Genomic DNA, 14,896 nt, shown 5'->3' with positions numbered 1-14,896 from the left:
CCCCGAGCGGCGGTGCGTGCGGGCCGCCGCTATACGGTCAGACCCCGGACCACGAGATCGGCGAGCGCACACACGAAGAGGGCGATGCCGATGAACCCGTTGACCGTGAAGAACGCCCTGTTCAGGCGCGACAGGTCGTGCGGGCGGACGATCGTGTGCTCGTAGAGGAACGCCGCCACGACGATGACCAGGCCCGCCCAGAAGAGGACGCCCGCGTCCGTCGCCAGCGCGTACCAGACCAGCAGGCCGGTCGTCACGACATGTGACCCACGGGCGCCGTGGAGCGCCGCCGGGATGCCGAAGCGGGCAGGGACCGACTTCACGCCGTGGGCGCGGTCGGCCTGCACGTCCTGGCAGGCGAAGATCAGGTCGAAGCCGCCGATCCACACGCCGACGGCGAGCCCCAGGATCACCGCGTCCCACGACCACGCCCCGGTGACCGCGATCCACGCCCCGACGGGGCCCATCGCCTGCGCCAGACCGAGGATCGCGTGCGGGAAGTCGGTGAACCGCTTGCCGTACGGATAGACCACCATCGGCACCACCGCGACCGGCGCGAGCGCCAGGCACAGCGGGCCCAGGAGCGCGGCCGCGCCGAGGAAGACGACGAGCGCGACGAGCGCCCCCGTCCACGCCGAGCGGACGGACACGGCGCCGGTGACCAGCTCGCGCCCCGCCGTGCGCGGATTACGGGCGTCGATCTCGCGGTCGATGATCCGGTTGCAGGCCATGGCGAAGGTCCGCAGTCCCACCATCGCGACGGTGACGAGCAGCAGCCCGACCCAGTGGACGCTCCGGTCCGCCCGGAACATCGCGGTGAGCGCGGCGATGTAGGCGAAGGGCAGCGCGAAGACCGAGTGCTCGATCATCACCAGCCGCAGGAAGGCCTTCACCCTCCTGGTCGGCTGCGGCGCCGGGCCCGGACCCACGACCCCGTCGGCGGTCGTCATCATGCGAGGCTCCCGAGGAACGCGTCGAGGTCGGCCAGCAGCCCGGCGACGGGCAGCGGACCCGTCTCCACGGTGAGCCGCGTCCCGGCGTCGTCGGGCGGGGTGATGTGCGCCGTGAAGGCGTACGCGTCCGCGCCGGCCGGAACGGCTTCCAGCCGCAGCACGGCGCCGCCGTCGACCGTGAACGGCCCGGACACCGCGGCGAGCTCGGCGCGCAGCCGCTGCGCGAAGTCCGCGGGCTCCGCGTCGCGTACACCGGGCAGCTCGAAGCCGTCGCCCCTGCCTGCCCTCTCGAAGAGGAGCGCCCAGGTGTCCCCGCTGCCCGCGAACTCCTCCGGCGGGACGCCCGCCTGCTCCGCGGCCAGCCGGACGCCCGGGTCTGCGGGATCGAGTTCGGGGCGCACGAGCGCCACGTAGTCGGTGTCGGTGCCGATGAAGAGGGCCGGGCCGCCCACGGCGAGGGGGCTCACAGGCCGTACTCCTTCCAGCGGCGGTCGACGAGCGCCGCCGTCCCCGGGTCGGACTCCACCATGGCCGGCCAGCCGCCGTCCCGGGTGTAGCCCTCCTCAGGAAGCTTCTTCGTCGCGTCGATGCCCGCCTTGCCGCCCCAGAACTGCTGGTAGGAGGCGTGGTCGAGATGGTCGACCGGGCCTTCGACCACGGTGAGGTCGCGGGCGTAGTCGGTGTTGCCGAGCGCACGCCACGCGACCTCGTGCAGGTCGTGGACGTCGCAGTCCTTGTCCACCACCACGATCAGCTTGGTCAGCGACATCATGTGCGCGCCCCAGATGGCGTGCATCACCTTCTGCGCGTGCTTCGGGTACTTCTTGTCGATCGAGACGATCGCGCAGTTGTGGAAGCCGCCGGACTCCGGCAGGTGGTAGTCGACGATGTCCGGCACGATGATCTTGAGCAGTGGGAGGAAGAACCGCTCGGTGGCACGGCCCAGCGGCCCGTCCTCCGTCGGCGGGCGGCCCACCACGATCGACTGCAGCAGCGGCCGCTTGCGCATCGTGACGCAGTCGATGGTCAGCGCGGGGAACGGTTCCTGCGGCGTGTAGAAGCCGGTGTGGTCGCCGAAGGGACCCTCGGGCAGCATCTCCCCCGGCTCCAGCCAGCCCTCCAGCACGACCTCGGCGTTCGCGGGGACCTGCAGCGGCACGGTCTTGCAGTCGACCATCTCGATCCGCCTGCCCGCGACGAAACCGGCGAACAGATACTCGTCGATGTCGCCCGGCAGCGGCGCGGTCGAGGCGTACGTCACGGCCGGCGGGCAGCCGAAGGCGATGGCGACCGGCAGCCGCTCCCCCCGCTGCTCGGCGACGGCGTAGTGGTTGCGGCTGTCCTTGTGGATCTGCCAGTGCATGCCGATGGTCCGGCGGTCGTGCCGCTGGAGCCGGTACAGGCCGAGGTTCCGTACGCCCGTCTCGGGGTGCTTGGTGTGCGTGAGCCCCAGGTTGAAGAAGGAGCCGCCGTCCTCGGGCCAGGTGAACAGCGCGGGCAGCAGGTCCAGGTCGACGTCGTCGCCGTGCAGGACGACCTCCTGCACGGGCGCTTCCTTCACCTTCTTCGGCGGGACGTGCATCATCGAGCCGAGCTTGCCGAACGCCTCACGGACCCCGATGAAGCCGTGCGGCAGTTCCGGCTTGAGCAGCCCGCCGATCTTCTCGCTGATCTCCGCGTACGACTTCAGGCCGAGCGCCTTGAGGAGGCGGCGGTCGGTGCCGAACACGTTCATCGCGAGCGGCATCGCGGAGCCGCGCACGTTCTCGAAGAGGAGGGCCGGCCCGCCGGCCTTGTTCACCCGGTCGACGATCTCCCCGACCTCGAGATGCGGGTCGACTTCGGCCTTGATGCGCTTGAGGTCGCCCTCGCGCTCCAGCGCCCGGAGCAGGGAGCGAAGATCGTCGTAAGCCATGGGGTCAAGTATCGGGCACCCGCTACCCTGGCCCCGTCACCGGGGCCGGGGAAACGCCGCCCCGCCTATGTCTCCAGGGGGCTGTCCCAATGCTCAGGGCGCTGATGTACATCCTGCCGCTGGCGCTGACGATCTACGCGTTCATCGACTGCCTGAACACCCCCGAGGACGAGGCCAAGCACCTCCCCAAGCTGGCCTGGGTGTTCATCATCCTGCTTTTCTGGGTCGTAGGCCCGATCGTCTGGTTCGCCGCGGGCAAGATGCGGCACGCCCCGGCCGGCGGCCGCACCCCCTCGGAGTGGCACCGCAACCACCGCATGGAGTGGGTCGCCCCCGACGACAACCCCGACTTCCTCAAGTCCCTCAAGGACGAGAACAAGAAGGACGAGGCGGTCCTCAAGGACTGGGAGGCCGACCTGCGCCGCCGCGAGGAGGAGCTGAAGAAGCGCGAGCAGGACGGCGAGGGCGACAAGTCCTGACGTGTGGATCCGTCTGCTCGTCACCTTCGAGAAGGTCGCGGCCCAAAGGAGCCCGCAGTCGCGCGAGCGGACCGGGTTCCGCGGGGCTCGCCCCTGAGACGAGGGCCGGGCCCGGCCGCGGAGAGGAGACGCATGGCACACGACAGGTACGGGACATGGCTGGCGACGGCCGTGGCAGAGGCACGGGCCGGTCTCGCGGAGGGCGGCATCCCCATCGGCGCCGCGCTGTACGGGGCGGACGGCACGCTCCTCGGCAGGGGCCGCAACCGGCGTGTCCAGGACGGCGATCCGTCGATGCACGCGGAGACGGCGGCCTTCCGCGCGGCGGGACGGCAGCGGTCGTACCGCGGCACGACGATGGTGACGACGCTGTCGCCGTGCTGGTACTGCAGCGGTCTGGTGCGGCAGTTCGGCATCTCGCGGGTGGTGATCGGCGAGGCGGAGACCTTCCACGGCGGCCACGACTGGCTGGCCGCGAACGGCGTGGAGATCGTGCTGCTGGACGACGCCGCGTGCACGGCGATGATGCGCGACTTCGTCGGACGGCACCCCGAGCTGTGGCACGAGGACATCGGCGACTGAGCGCGCTACGCCGCCGCGTAGGACTCCCGCAGCTGCCGCCAGCGGTCGGGGGTCCAGGTCTTCCAGTCGGTGACGGGCCGGCCCTCCAGGGCGTCCACGAGCAGCTCGAAGTGGTTGTGCCAGCCGGCCAGGCGGTCGAGGAGCACGTCGTCGTCGCAGCGCAGCTCGTTGGTGAAGCGCAGCACGGTCCCGTTGTCGCCGTGCGGCTCGAGGTGGAAGCGGATGCGGCCGTGGACGGAGACGGTGTACTCGGCGACCCGCTCCACGTCCCACGCGGTGACGTGGCCTTCCGCGACGGTGTGGCGGACCTCCGCATCCCCCGTGGGCACAGCCCACGGATCGGACGCGGCGAGCCGGCGGAGCGTGACGGCGCCGCCGACTCTCGGTTCGAGCAGGTCGGCGGCGCAGAGCCAGGTCGGCAGTCCTTCAGGGGTCGCCACGGCGGCCCATACCCTGATCACCGGATGCGGCAGACGCAGTACGTACCGCAGCAGGTGAGTGCCGTCGTCCCGGGTCTCCGTGCTGCCGCGAGGGATCACGTCACTCATACATCCAGCGTCACCCCTGGGCGGTGCGGGCGCTACCTCACTCGACGCCCGCGTACGAGTGCAGGCTGTTCACGAAGATGTTCACGCCGTAGTAGTTGAACAGCCAGCAGGCGAAGGCGATCAGCGCCAGGTACGCGGCCTTGCGGCCCTTCCAGCCCGCGGTGGCCCGGGCGTGCAGATACGCGGCGTACGCGACCCAGGTGATGAAGGACCAGACCTCCTTGGCGTCCCAGCCCCAGTAGCGGCCCCACGCGTCGCCGGCCCAGATGGCGCCGGCGATGATCGTGAACGTCCACAGCGGGAAGACCGCCGCGTTGACCCGGTAGGCGAACTTGTCGAGGGAGGCCGAGGCGGGCAGCCGCTCCAGTACCGAGGTGGCGAAGCGGCCGGGCCTGCCGCCGTTCGCCAGCTTGTTCTCGTAGGAGTCGCGGAACAGGTAGAGCACGGTGCCGACGGCGCCCAGGTAGAAGACCGCACCGCAGAAGATCGCGGTGGAGACGTGGATCCACAGCCAGTACGAGTCCAGCGCGGGGACCAGCTGGTCGCTCTCCGTGTAGAGCCAGGTGACGGCGATGCCGAGGTCGAGCAGCACGGTGGTGACCAGCGGCAGACCGGCCCAGCGGACGTTCTTCCTGGCGAGGAGCAGCGCCAGGTACACACCGACGACGACGGTCGAGAACGTGGTGGAGAACTCGTACATGTTGCCCCACGGCGCGCGCTGCACCGACAGGGCCCGGGAGACGACACCGGCCGCCTCCAGCAGGAAGGCGAGCGCGGTGAGGGAGACCGCGATCCGGCCGTACAGGTCACCGCTCGCGGTGCCGCCGTGCGCGCCCGGGCCGTCGGGCACGTCACGGGCGCCGTTCGTGGCCCGGGTGACGACCTTCGGCTTCTCCAGAATGGCGGTGCCGCCGCCCTTGACATGCACCTTCGGGGCCTCGGCCTCGGTCTCCCGCGCGGGTGCGGTGAGCGCGGCGGCGGTACGGGCCACCTTGCTGCGGCTGCCGAGCGTCCACTCGGCGATGTGCGCGAAGAAGGCCAGCGTGTAGACGGCCATCGACGAATAGATCAGGTAGTTGCTGATCTCAGCCAGGTTCGCGTTGGTCGCGGCGGCGAGAGTCACTTCTCAGACCCTTCGGCAGGAACTTCTACGGGTTCAGACGCCGTGGGCGCCTGTGCATGGAGGGTGGCGGCCAGGTCGGCCAGTTCCTCGGGGACCTTCGCCGACTCGGCTCGTCCGAGGCCGGCCATCTCGACGACGGTCACGCCGTCCGCGCCGCGCACGGCCCGCACCCAGACGCGGCGGCGCTGGATGAAGAGCGAGCCGACGAGGCCGGTGATGGCCGCGACCGCGCCGGTCAGCGCCCAGCCGTTGCCGGGCTGCTGCGAGATCTGGAAGCTCGCCCACTCCTTCACCTCGTTCTCGAAGGTGATGGAACCGGCGCCGTCGGGGAGCTTCATGGTCTCGCCGGGCAGCAGACGCTTGGTGAGCCGGTTGCCGTCGGCGTCCTTGAACTGCTCCATCTTGCTGGTGTCGAGCTGGTAGACGTTCTGCGGCAGGCCGGAGTCGACGCCGAGGCTGCCGTGGTAGACGCCGAGACTGAGCGCCGGGTACTCGAGCCCGGGGAACTGCGAGAACATCTGGCCGCTGTTCTCACCGCCGTAGGTCGGGACGAAGAACGCGGCGATACCGAGCTGGTCCTTCTTGCCGTTCTTGTCGCGGTAGCCGTCCATCACCTTGATCGCGCCGGTCGACGAGACATTGGCGTCGATGGGGAGCAGCGGCACGGGCTCGCTGATGACGACCTTGCCGCGGCCGTCGCGGATGGTGACGACGGGAGCGTACCCGTGTTCCAGCAGGTAGATCTTGGTGCCGTCGACGTTCAGCGGCTTGTTGACCTCGATGACCGACTTCTTCTCGGGTCCGTCGCCCTTGGACCAGGTGACGGCGGCCTCGAAGGTGCGGGGGGTGCCGCGCTGCGGACCGTTCTTCTCGTACGTGCCGGTGAAGCTGTCCAGGGTGAAACTGAACGGCACGAGTTCGTCGGGGCTGAACAGCGAACCGGACTTGAAGTCGTCGTACTGGGTGAGGGTGTTGGAGAAGCCGTCGCCCTCGACGACCAGCTTGCCGCCCTCGGACTTGAACAGCACCCCCATCGCGAACGCCACCAGGATCACGATCAGCGACACGTGGAAGACGAGGTTCCCCGCTTCGCGGAGGTAGCCCTTCTCCGCGGCGACCGCGTCGCCGGCGGTGTGGGCGCGGAAGCGACGCTTCTTCAGCATCGCGAGCGCCGCCTCGCGCACCTGCTCCGGCTCCCGCTCGGTGCGCCAGGTGGTGTGGGCGGGAAGGCGGGTGAGCCGCTTGGGCGCACGCGGCGGCCGGCTGCGGAGCTGTCCGACGAACTGCCAGCTGCGGGGCACGATGCAGCCGATGAGCGAGATGAACAGCAGGATGTAGATCGCGGAGAACCACACCGAGCTGTAGACGTCGAAGAGCTGGAGCTTCTCGTAGACCGGCGTCAGGACGTCGTGCTGCTTCTTGAAGGCCTCCACCTTCATCGGGTCCACGCTGTTCTGCGGGATCAGCGAACCGGGGATGGAACCCAGCGACAGCAGGAACAGCAGGATCAGCGCGACCCGCATGGAGGTGAGCTGCCGCCAGAACCAGCGCAGCCAGCCGATCACGCCCAGCGTGGGACCGCCGGCGGACTCCCGGTGCCTCTCCTCCACAGGAGCGGTGGACAGCTGCGCGCCGGCCTCGCCGAGGTCGCGCTCTTCCGTCTTGCTCATGAACTCAGATCCCCACCGTGAAACCGTCGGACCATCCCTGCATCTCCTGCACCAGGGTGTCCCATGCACCTGTGAGCAGCAGCAGACCCGTCGCGATCATCATGCCGCCGCCGATCCGCATCACCCATGTGTAGTGACGCTTCACCCAGCCGAACGCGCCGAGCGCCTTGCGGAAGGCGACCGCGGCGAGCACGAAGGGCAGCCCGAGGCCGAGGCAGTAGGCGACCATCAGTACGGCCCCGCGGCCCGCGGTCGCCTCCTGGAACGCGAGGGCGTTCACCGATGCGATGGTCGGGCCGAGGCAGGGCGTCCAGCCGATGCCGAACAGTGCGCCGAGCAGCGGAGCACCGGCGAGGCCGGCCGCCGGGCGCTTGTGGAAGCGGAACTCCCGCTGGGTGAGCCAGGGCATGAGTCCCATGAAGAAGACGCCCAGCAGGATCATCAGGACGCCGAGGATCTTGGACAGGACCTCGCGCTGGCCCTGGAGCGTGTTGCCGAAGTAACCGAACAGCGCGCCGCCGGAGACGAAGACGACCGTGAAGCCCAGGACGAAGAGGGACGCGCCGGTGACCATCCGGCCGCGCCGCGCGTCCGCCAGATCGGTACCACCGACCCCGGTGACGTACGAGATGTAGCCGGGGACCAGAGGCAGTACGCAGGGCGAGAAGAAGGAGACGAGCCCGGCGAGCAGGGCGATGGGCAGCGCGAGCAGCAGGGCACCGCTGTTGATCGTCTCGGTCACGCCGGACGCGACGGCCAGAACCTCCACAGGATCACTTCTCCGCGATCACTGGATCGATCATCTTGCGGAGTCCCTTGTCGTCGAGCGCCTTGAGCGAGCGCGCGGCGATCTTTCCCTCCCGGTCGAGGACGATCGTGGTGGGAATGGCCTGCGGATTCAGAGTGCCCTTGGGGAAGGCGTTGACGATCAGTTTCCCGATCGGGTCGTACAGGCTCGGATATTCGATGCCGTAGTCCTTCTCGAAGTTGATCGCCTTCTGCTTCTTCGGGTCACGGGTATTGATTCCGACGAACGCCACGCCCTGCGCCTCGGTCTCCTCGGCCACCGCGGCGAAATGGCGGGCCTCCGCACGGCATGGACCGCACCATGATCCCCAGAGGTTCAGTACGACGACCTTGCCCTTGAGGTCGGCGACGTCGAGCTGCTCTCCGTGGAGCGTTTCGCCCGCGAGCTTCTCGGGTGACCGGCGCTCGCCCTTGGGGACGGTTTCGACACCGCCGGTGCCGGTGACGAAGTTGGTGTCGCCGCCACCGCCGGACGTTCCACCGTCGCCGCAGGCCGACAGGGTGAGCGCGCCTGCGGCGACCAGGGCGGTCAGCAGGGCGGCACGGGAGGCACGGCTATGGGTCATGTGAAAAGTTTCGCATGACGTCCGCGCGGATCTTCCGCGCCCCCCTGGGTGCCCGTTTGGGACCGTTGTCAAGCCGCCTTAAAGAATGCGTTCCAACCGCCCGCCGGCGCCTGACCGACTTCGAGCGTACGCAGCTTGGCGAGCACCTGCGGGTCCTGCACATCGAGCCAGTCGCAGAACTGCCGGAAGGACACCAGCCGTACGTCCTTCTTGCCGGCCATGCCCTTGAGCGCGTCCTCCACGGCGTCCATGTAGATTCCGCCGTTCCACTGTTCGAAGTGATTGCCTATGAAGAAGGGGGCGCGATTGGTCTCGTAGGCCCTGCTGAATCCCGCGAGATAGGCGTCGGTCGCCTGCTTCTTCCAGCCCGGATAACGGGAGGGCACGCCCTGGGTCGAATTCTTCGACTGGTTGGCGAGCATGTTGTAGTCCATGGAGAGGACTTCGAAGGTGTGGCCCGGGAACGGGACGGCCTGGAGCGGCAGGTCCCAGATGCCGAGCTTCTTGTCCGGCCATATCTGGCGGCCGCCGGGCGAGCTGGCGTCGTAGCGCCAGCCGAGCTGCTTGGCCGTCGGCAGCAGTTTGTCCTGGCCGAGCAGGCAGGGGGTGCGTGCGCCGACGAGTTCCTTGCGGTAGTCGAAGGGCAGCGGGTCGATGTCGTGCCAGCCGCTGTTCGTGCGCCATTCGGTGACGAACTTCACAGCCTGTTCCGCCTCGCTGCGCCAGTCCGCCGGCGTCCAGTTGGCGACCGATCCGCTGCCGCCGCAGAAATGACCGTTGAAGTGGGTGCCTATCTCATGGCCGTCGAGCCATGCCAGGCGTATGTACTTCAGCGTGTCCTTGATGTGGTCGTCGGTGAGATAACCGATGTCGGAAGCGCCGACCGGATTGTTGGGCGGCCGGTAGAGCGACTTCTTCGATTCGGGCAGGACGTAGTTCCCGGAGAGGAAGAACGTCATGCCCGCCCCGTGGTTCCTGGCGAGCTCGAGGAATCGGGGGAAGAGGCCGTTGCCCACTTCACCCGCCCCGTCCCAGGAGAAGATCACGAATTGCGGGGGCGACTGCCCGGGTTCGAGCCGGACGGGTTTCGGCGGCTGGTGCGGCTGCTTGCCCGTGTCGGAGGTGGAACCGTCACCGATCAGCCGGCCGGGGGTCTTCGACGGAGAGGGCTTGGCGCTGCCCTTGCCCCGGCCACCCCCCTTGGCCGGATCGCCGGGTCCGCTTCTGTCCGGGCCGTTGGAGCCGCAGCCCGCCACCCCGATCGCTGCCGCGGCCCCAAGTCCCGCCCCGAGCAGTCCCCTTCGACTGATGTCCCGCATATCGTCCCCATCCGCGCTCTCTTGGTCGGGAGAGCTGTCTGAAATCGGCACAGCAAGCCGACACAAGCTGAGATGCGCGTCGGAACATGAGGGTTCCGGGGACTTCTGCTTATTTTTCTTGCACGCTCATGAGTGATCTTGACCGAGTGTGGACCGGTTGTACGACGATCAGCGGCGGCCGGCTACGCGCCGAATGCCTTGCTCTTGCCCTTCACCGGCTTGGCCCCCGCGAGGAGGTGCGCCGGAACAAGATCACGGGCGGGTTCCGAATAACCCACCGAAACGATCCTGTCGCCGTCGTACGTGAACGTGGTCAGCGAGGCGAGCGTGCACTGGCGGCGACGCGGGTCGTGCCACAGCCGGCGACGCTCCACGAAACTCCGCACGGTCCAGATGGGCAGCTGATGGCTGACGCAGACCGCTTCGTGGCCGCGCGCCGCGTCCCGTGCCGCGTCCAGCGCCGCCCGCATCCGCCTGGCCTGCTCCACGTACGGCTCGCCCCACGAGGGACGGAACGGGTTGGTCAGATGCTTCCAGTTGCCCGGCTTGCGCAGTGCGCCGTCGCCCACGCCGAACGTCTTGCCCTCGAAGACGTTGGCCGCCTCGATCAGGCGCTCGTCCGTGTCGAGCGTGAGGCCGTGCGACTTGGCGATCGGTATGGCCGTCTCCTGGGCCCGCTCCAGCGGGGACGCGACGACATGGGTGATGTCCCGTCCTGAGAGGTGCTCGGCGACCCGGTCGGCCATCCGCCGTCCGAGATCGGAGAGGTGGTAGCCGCTGCGGCGCCCGTAGAGGACACCGTCGGGGTTGTGCACCTCGCCGTGGCGCATCAGATGCACCACGGTGATCTCGCCGCTGCCGGCGACGCGCCGGACATCGGCGCTCTCGCCGGCGGCGCGGTCCACGGCGTCGTCCAGCGGGCTGTGCCCAAAGCCGCTGCTCTGCTCGGCGCTCATGCGGTGGCCTCCGCCGCCGCTCGCGCGGCCGCGGGCAGAGCGGCGGCGATCCGCTCGACCGCCCGCTCGTCGTGGGCCGTGGAGACGAACCACGACTCGAAGGCGGACGGCGGCAGGTAGACGCCCTGGGAGAGCATCGAGTGGAAGAACGCGTTGAAGCGGAACGCCTCCTGCTTCTTCGCGTCCTCGTAGTCCCTGACCTCGGTCGCCGTGAAGAAGACGGAGAACATGTTGCTCGCCGTCTGCAGCCGGTGGGCGACGCCTTCCTTGGCGAGCGCGTCGGCCACCAGCCCCTGGATCTCGAGCGAGACCGCGTTCACCTTGTCGTACGCGGCGTCGTCGAGGAGCCTGAGCTGCGCGAGGCCCGCGGCGGTGGCCACCGGGTTCCCCGAGAGCGTGCCCGCCTGGTAGACCGGGCCGGCGGGGGCGAGGTGCGCCATGACGTCCTTGCGGCCGCCGAAGGCCGCGGCGGGGAAGCCGCCGCCCATGACCTTGCCGAAGGTCATCAGGTCGGGCGCCACACCGTCGACGCCGTACCAGCCGGCCTTCGAGGTACGGAAACCGGTCATCACCTCGTCGGAGATGTACAGCGCGCCGTTCTGCGCGCAGGCCGCCTTGAGGCCCTCGTTGAAACCGGGCCGCGGCGGGACGACGCCCATGTTGCCGGGTGACGCCTCGGTGATCACACAGGCGATCTGGCCGGCGTTGGCGTGGAACGCGGCGTGCACCGCCTCGAGGTCGTTGTACGGCAGCACGATCGTGTCGCCGGCCTGTGCGCCCGTCACGCCGGGCGTGTCGGGCAGGCCGAACGTCGCCACACCCGATCCGGCCGCGGCCAGCAGGGCGTCCACGTGTCCGTGGTAGCAGCCGGCGAACTTGATGACCTTGGGCCGGCCGGTGAAGCCGCGGGCCAGCCGGATGGCGGACATCGTCGCTTCCGTACCGCTGGACACCAGCCGTACCTGCTCGACGGGCTCGACACGGGCCACGATCTCCTCGGCGAGCGCGACCTCCCCCTCGCCCGGCGTGCCGAACGAGGTGCCACGGGCGACCGCGGCCTGCACCGCCTCGATGACGGCCGGGTGGGAGTGCCCGAGAATCATCGGTCCCCACGAGCACACGAGGTCGACATACTCGCGCCCGTCGGCATCGGTGAGGTACGGACCGGTGCCGGACACCATGAACCGGGGCGTACCGCCCACAGCACGGAAAGCCCGGACAGGAGAGTTCACGCCGCCGGGCGTCACGAGGGACGCGCGGTCGAAAAGCGTCTGCGAAACTGGGGCGTCATAGGGGAAGCTCACGGAATCCATGGTCTCAGAGGCTCGGACGGATCTGGTGGACAGGTGTTTCACCGCACGTTCGTGGGGGAGGTCACTGTCACGATGATCGGGTTGCGCGGCGGGGGCTGCGAGTGGTCGGGTGGAGATATGCATCGCGGTGGCGGACTGGGCGAGGGGACCGACGGCCTGGGTCCTGAGCCTGCCCGGCGCGGGAAGCACCGGCGAGGCGAAGGGGACGAGCCCGCAGGAGGCAGGAGCGGCCGGGTGGGGGTGACCTACAAGTACTTCGGCGCGCCCGACGGTGCCACTGCCGCGCGGGTGCCGATCTCGATGCGCCCCGAGGAGCTCGGCGGTGACGAGCTCGGCATGGGCGGGATGTTCACCAAGATCAAGCCCGAGACCATAGCGGCGATGGTGCTGACCGGCATCCAGGGCATGCCGCTGAACAAGGTGCCGCCACTGGAGCTCGTGGTGCTGCACCCCGACTACGCGGTGGTGAAGCTGCCGATGACCGTGGTCGATCCCCTGCGCGGCATCGGCGAGGAGTCGGTGGGCGCGGCGGCGTTCATATGGTCGACGGTCCCGGACCGCGGGGGGCCGCGGGACGCGTTCAACGTCTACCAACTGCTCCACGAATGGCAGGATTTCAGCCATCGACTGCACGAGGCCGGCCATCAGCCGTACTGCCTCGTCTGGCCCTGACCCCCGACGCCGGTTCCGATTCTGCGGCGCGCGGCCGTGCCGCACTCGGGTGCGTGCCGCAGGTTCGGGCAGATCCGGGTGGTCCAGGTCGTCCGGGTGGGTATACGCAGGTTCGGGCAGGTCCAGCCGGCGGTCCTGCGTCTGCTCACCGAAGCGTGTCGCCGCAGCCGCCCCGCCCCCTCCGACGGACCACTGTCGCGGCTCGGATCCGGTAGGGACCGGTGTCGCGCTCAGGTGCGGCCGAGCTCCGCCGCGCCGAACGACACGTCGAAGCGGTCGCACCAGATGCTGACGCTGGTGAAGTCGGCCGGGTCGACATCGGCGGGCAGGCGGTAGTTCTGGTCTCCCTTGTTCCCCTTGAGCTTGCCGAGACTGACGTACGCCCCGTCGTCGAAGACGTGCCAGCCCGCCCGGCCCTCCTTGACCGGCGCATCGGTCAACCAGACGCGCAGGTCGGGGCCGTTGCTCGTGTCCAGGTTCTCCAGCCGCACGATGTGCGAGCCGTCGGGCAGGCGCAGCAGCCGCACGGAACCGGTCGTCGTGTGCTCGTGACTGATCAGCTCGCCGCCTGCGAGCGTCTGCGGACTCGACGGCGGCTCGGACGGCTGCGTGGACGGCGAGGCGGACGGCGTCGAGGCGGACGGCGTCGCGTCCTCGGCTGGCCCGGTCGTGGGCGTCGCCGGGGCCTCGACCCCGGGCAGTGCCTCCTCCACGGTTTCGTCCTGCCACAGCTTCCACGGCTGGAACCAGTACAGCCCCGCGACCGCCACCACGACCGTCAGCACCAGCGCCACGACACCCACCGGTCTGCTCGAAGCCCTGCGTACGCGTCCCATCCCTGCCTCCTCGACGAGCCCGGAAGAAGAACTCTCGGATCTCCATTCAAGGAGACGGCAGCCCGCTGCGGGGCCCGGAAGACATGACGGTTCCCTTACGGCGCGTTCCCCGGTCGGATCGGCGGACGCCGGCCGGGCGGACCGCCGGCCGGGCCCGGGCAACACGTCGCGAACACGTGTGTGAGGCGGTGAAGCGGCCAGGTCGCGCGGCGCTAGCATCGGCGCTCTGCCGACCACTGGAGTTTGCCGCTATGTCGTTGCCGCGTATCGGAGTCGTCATCGTGACCATGGGCACCCGCCCGCGGGAGCTGGAGGCTCTGCTCGCTTCGGTGGAGAAGCAGGACGTCCCTGCGACGCGGGTGGTGCTGGTGGGCAACGCGACGCCCCTCACCGAGGTCGCGACGGACGCGACCAAGATCCCGCTCGAGGAGAACCTGGGCTGCCCAGGCGGCCGCAACGTCGGTCTGAAGATGCTGCGCGAATCGGGCGAGGTCGATGTCGTCGTCGAGCTGGACGACGACGGCCTGCTCATCGCCGACGACGTGTTCCGGAAGGTCCAGCAGCTGTTCGCGGAGGACCCGAAGCTGGGGATCATCGGCTTCAGGGTCGCCGACGAACACGGACACACGGAGCGACGCTGGGTTCCCCGGCTGCGCGCGGACGACCCGATGCGCCGCGGTCCGGTGACCGCCTTCCTCGGAGGGGGCCATGCCTTCTCGATGCCGATGCTCCGGCAGATCGGCCTGTGGCCGGCGGAGTTCTTCTTCGGGCACGAGGAGTCCGATCTGGCATGGCGTGCGCTCGATGCAGGATGGAAGATCCTCTACGAACCCGAGCTCGTCCTCCAGCATCCGAGGACGTCCCCCGCCCGGCATGCGGTCTACTACCGGTTCACCGCCCGGAACCGTGTCTGGCTGGCCCGCCGCCGGCTGCCGATGCCCTTGATTCCCGTCTATCTCGGCGTGTGGATCCTTCTCACCATGGTGCGGACGCGGTCCCTGACGGGCCTGAAGGCGTGGTGGGGCGGTTTCATCGAGGGTGCGCGGACGCCGTGCGGCGCACGCAAGCCGATGAAGTGGCGCACGGTCTGGCGTATGACCCGGCTGGGTCGCCCGCCGATCCTCTGAAGCCCCTCATCCGGACCTCGGCGGGACGCG

At 69.3% G+C, this 14,896-nt stretch carries 16 protein-coding genes; 4 read left to right on the top strand and 12 right to left on the bottom strand.

From position 1 onward, the window contains the following. Window positions 1-29 precede the first annotated feature (29 nt). Genes mqnP through OGH68_RS21035 form a run of 3 tightly spaced genes read right to left on the bottom strand, consistent with a single transcriptional unit; the run spans window position 30 to window position 2,868 of the window. A complete protein-coding gene (gene mqnP / locus OGH68_RS21045) occupies window positions 30-950 on the bottom strand; it encodes a menaquinone biosynthesis prenyltransferase MqnP (protein WP_264250198.1) in 921 nt (306 codons plus the stop codon). Further along, a complete protein-coding gene (locus tag OGH68_RS21040; RefSeq protein WP_264246235.1) occupies window positions 950-1,420 on the bottom strand; it encodes a hypothetical protein in 471 nt (156 codons plus the stop codon). The genes mqnP and OGH68_RS21040 overlap by 1 nt, the downstream gene beginning before the upstream one ends. Next, window positions 1,417-2,868 carry a menaquinone biosynthesis decarboxylase gene (locus tag OGH68_RS21035; RefSeq protein WP_264246233.1) on the bottom strand — a complete coding sequence of 484 codons (1,452 nt, stop codon included), beginning with the start codon at window positions 2,866-2,868 and terminating at the stop codon, window positions 1,417-1,419. The genes OGH68_RS21040 and OGH68_RS21035 overlap by 4 nt, the downstream gene beginning before the upstream one ends. An 89-nt stretch (window positions 2,869-2,957) precedes the next feature. Between OGH68_RS21035 and OGH68_RS21030 the strand changes: the two genes are divergently transcribed. Then, a complete protein-coding gene (locus OGH68_RS21030) occupies window positions 2,958-3,347 on the top strand; it encodes a PLD nuclease N-terminal domain-containing protein (RefSeq protein ID WP_264246231.1) in 390 nt (129 codons plus the stop codon). 132 nt (window positions 3,348-3,479) lie between these two features. Beyond that, window positions 3,480-3,929: a nucleoside deaminase gene (locus OGH68_RS21025; protein ID WP_264246229.1), complete on the top strand. Its 450-nt coding sequence runs from the start codon at window positions 3,480-3,482 to the stop codon at window positions 3,927-3,929. 5 nt (window positions 3,930-3,934) lie between these two features. Here the strand turns inward: OGH68_RS21025 and OGH68_RS21020 are convergent, their stop codons facing one another. The 8 genes from OGH68_RS21020 to hemL form a co-directional block, all read right to left on the bottom strand. Beyond that, window positions 3,935-4,477, bottom strand: coding sequence for an SRPBCC domain-containing protein (locus OGH68_RS21020; protein WP_264246227.1), 543 nt, complete (start codon window positions 4,475-4,477; stop codon window positions 3,935-3,937). 37 nt (window positions 4,478-4,514) lie between these two features. Beyond that, window positions 4,515-5,600, bottom strand: a complete 1,086-nt coding sequence (gene ccsB / locus OGH68_RS21015; protein WP_264246225.1) for a c-type cytochrome biogenesis protein CcsB — start codon at window positions 5,598-5,600, stop codon at window positions 4,515-4,517. Continuing rightward, the gene (locus OGH68_RS21010; protein ID WP_264246223.1) at window positions 5,597-7,270 is read right to left on the bottom strand and encodes a cytochrome c biogenesis protein ResB; all 1,674 of its coding nucleotides are present in this window, start codon (window positions 7,268-7,270) and stop codon (window positions 5,597-5,599) included. Before OGH68_RS21010 ends, ccsB begins: the two co-directional genes overlap by 4 nt. A gap of 4 nt (window positions 7,271-7,274) precedes the next feature. Then, window positions 7,275-8,039 carry a cytochrome c biogenesis CcdA family protein gene (locus tag OGH68_RS21005; protein WP_264246221.1) on the bottom strand — a complete coding sequence of 255 codons (765 nt, stop codon included), beginning with the start codon at window positions 8,037-8,039 and terminating at the stop codon, window positions 7,275-7,277. Window positions 8,040-8,043: 4 nt separating this feature from the next. Continuing rightward, a complete protein-coding gene (locus OGH68_RS21000; protein WP_264246219.1) occupies window positions 8,044-8,643 on the bottom strand; it encodes a TlpA family protein disulfide reductase in 600 nt (199 codons plus the stop codon). Window positions 8,644-8,711: 68 nt separating this feature from the next. Further along, a complete protein-coding gene (locus OGH68_RS20995) occupies window positions 8,712-9,962 on the bottom strand; it encodes a hypothetical protein (protein WP_264246217.1) in 1,251 nt (416 codons plus the stop codon). 182 nt (window positions 9,963-10,144) lie between these two features. Continuing rightward, on the bottom strand, window positions 10,145-10,792 hold the full coding sequence (locus OGH68_RS20990; RefSeq protein ID WP_264250197.1) for a histidine phosphatase family protein: 648 nt from the start codon (window positions 10,790-10,792) through the stop codon (window positions 10,145-10,147). Window positions 10,793-10,914: 122 nt separating this feature from the next. Beyond that, window positions 10,915-12,231: a glutamate-1-semialdehyde 2,1-aminomutase gene (hemL, locus tag OGH68_RS20985; RefSeq protein WP_264246215.1), complete on the bottom strand. Its 1,317-nt coding sequence runs from the start codon at window positions 12,229-12,231 to the stop codon at window positions 10,915-10,917. 117 nt (window positions 12,232-12,348) lie between these two features. Here hemL and OGH68_RS20980 point away from each other — a divergent pair, with 117 nt between their 5' ends. Then, window positions 12,349-12,903 (top strand): hypothetical protein, encoded by a 555-nt coding sequence (locus OGH68_RS20980; protein ID WP_264246213.1) that lies wholly within the window; start codon window positions 12,349-12,351, stop codon window positions 12,901-12,903. A gap of 230 nt (window positions 12,904-13,133) precedes the next feature. Here OGH68_RS20980 and OGH68_RS20975 read toward each other — a convergent pair whose 3' ends face one another. Then, window positions 13,134-13,739 carry a DM13 domain-containing protein gene (locus tag OGH68_RS20975; RefSeq protein ID WP_264246210.1) on the bottom strand — a complete coding sequence of 202 codons (606 nt, stop codon included), beginning with the start codon at window positions 13,737-13,739 and terminating at the stop codon, window positions 13,134-13,136. 251 nt (window positions 13,740-13,990) lie between these two features. Here OGH68_RS20975 and OGH68_RS20970 point away from each other — a divergent pair, with 251 nt between their 5' ends. Continuing rightward, entirely contained in the window at window positions 13,991-14,866 is an 876-nt protein-coding gene (locus OGH68_RS20970) for a glycosyltransferase family 2 protein (protein ID WP_264246208.1), read from the top strand. Window positions 14,867-14,896: the final 30 nt, after the last annotated feature.

Origin of the sequence: Streptomyces peucetius, from assembly GCF_025854275.1 — a bacterium.
Lineage (GTDB): Bacteria > Actinomycetota > Actinomycetes > Streptomycetales > Streptomycetaceae > Streptomyces > Streptomyces peucetius_A.
Note: the sequence above shows the minus strand (reverse complement) of the source record. Positions and strands in the feature narration are given on the sequence as shown.

Bases quoted from the DNA above. Each gene is read 5' to 3' on its own strand.
- OGH68_RS21035 (WP_264246233.1), bottom strand. From the start codon at position 2,868: ATGGCTTACGACGATCTTCGCTCCCTGCTCCGGGCGCTGGAGCGCGAG.
- OGH68_RS20975 (WP_264246210.1), bottom strand. From the start codon at position 13,739: ATGGGACGCGTACGCAGGGCTTCGAGCAGACCGGTGGGTGTCGTGGCG.
- OGH68_RS20980 (WP_264246213.1), top strand. From the start codon at position 12,349: ATGCATCGCGGTGGCGGACTGGGCGAGGGGACCGACGGCCTGGGTCCT.
- OGH68_RS20995 (WP_264246217.1), bottom strand. From the start codon at position 9,962: ATGCGGGACATCAGTCGAAGGGGACTGCTCGGGGCGGGACTTGGGGCC.
- OGH68_RS20970 (WP_264246208.1), top strand. From the start codon at position 13,991: ATGTCGTTGCCGCGTATCGGAGTCGTCATCGTGACCATGGGCACCCGC.
- OGH68_RS21020 (WP_264246227.1), bottom strand. From the start codon at position 4,477: ATGAGTGACGTGATCCCTCGCGGCAGCACGGAGACCCGGGACGACGGC.
- OGH68_RS21025 (WP_264246229.1), top strand. From the start codon at position 3,480: ATGGCACACGACAGGTACGGGACATGGCTGGCGACGGCCGTGGCAGAG.
- OGH68_RS21000 (WP_264246219.1), bottom strand. From the start codon at position 8,643: ATGACCCATAGCCGTGCCTCCCGTGCCGCCCTGCTGACCGCCCTGGTC.
- hemL (WP_264246215.1), bottom strand. From the start codon at position 12,231: ATGGATTCCGTGAGCTTCCCCTATGACGCCCCAGTTTCGCAGACGCTT.
- OGH68_RS21010 (WP_264246223.1), bottom strand. From the start codon at position 7,270: ATGAGCAAGACGGAAGAGCGCGACCTCGGCGAGGCCGGCGCGCAGCTG.
- OGH68_RS21030 (WP_264246231.1), top strand. From the start codon at position 2,958: ATGCTCAGGGCGCTGATGTACATCCTGCCGCTGGCGCTGACGATCTAC.
- mqnP (WP_264250198.1), bottom strand. From the start codon at position 950: ATGACGACCGCCGACGGGGTCGTGGGTCCGGGCCCGGCGCCGCAGCCG.
- OGH68_RS20990 (WP_264250197.1), bottom strand. From the start codon at position 10,792: ATGCGCCACGGCGAGGTGCACAACCCCGACGGTGTCCTCTACGGGCGC.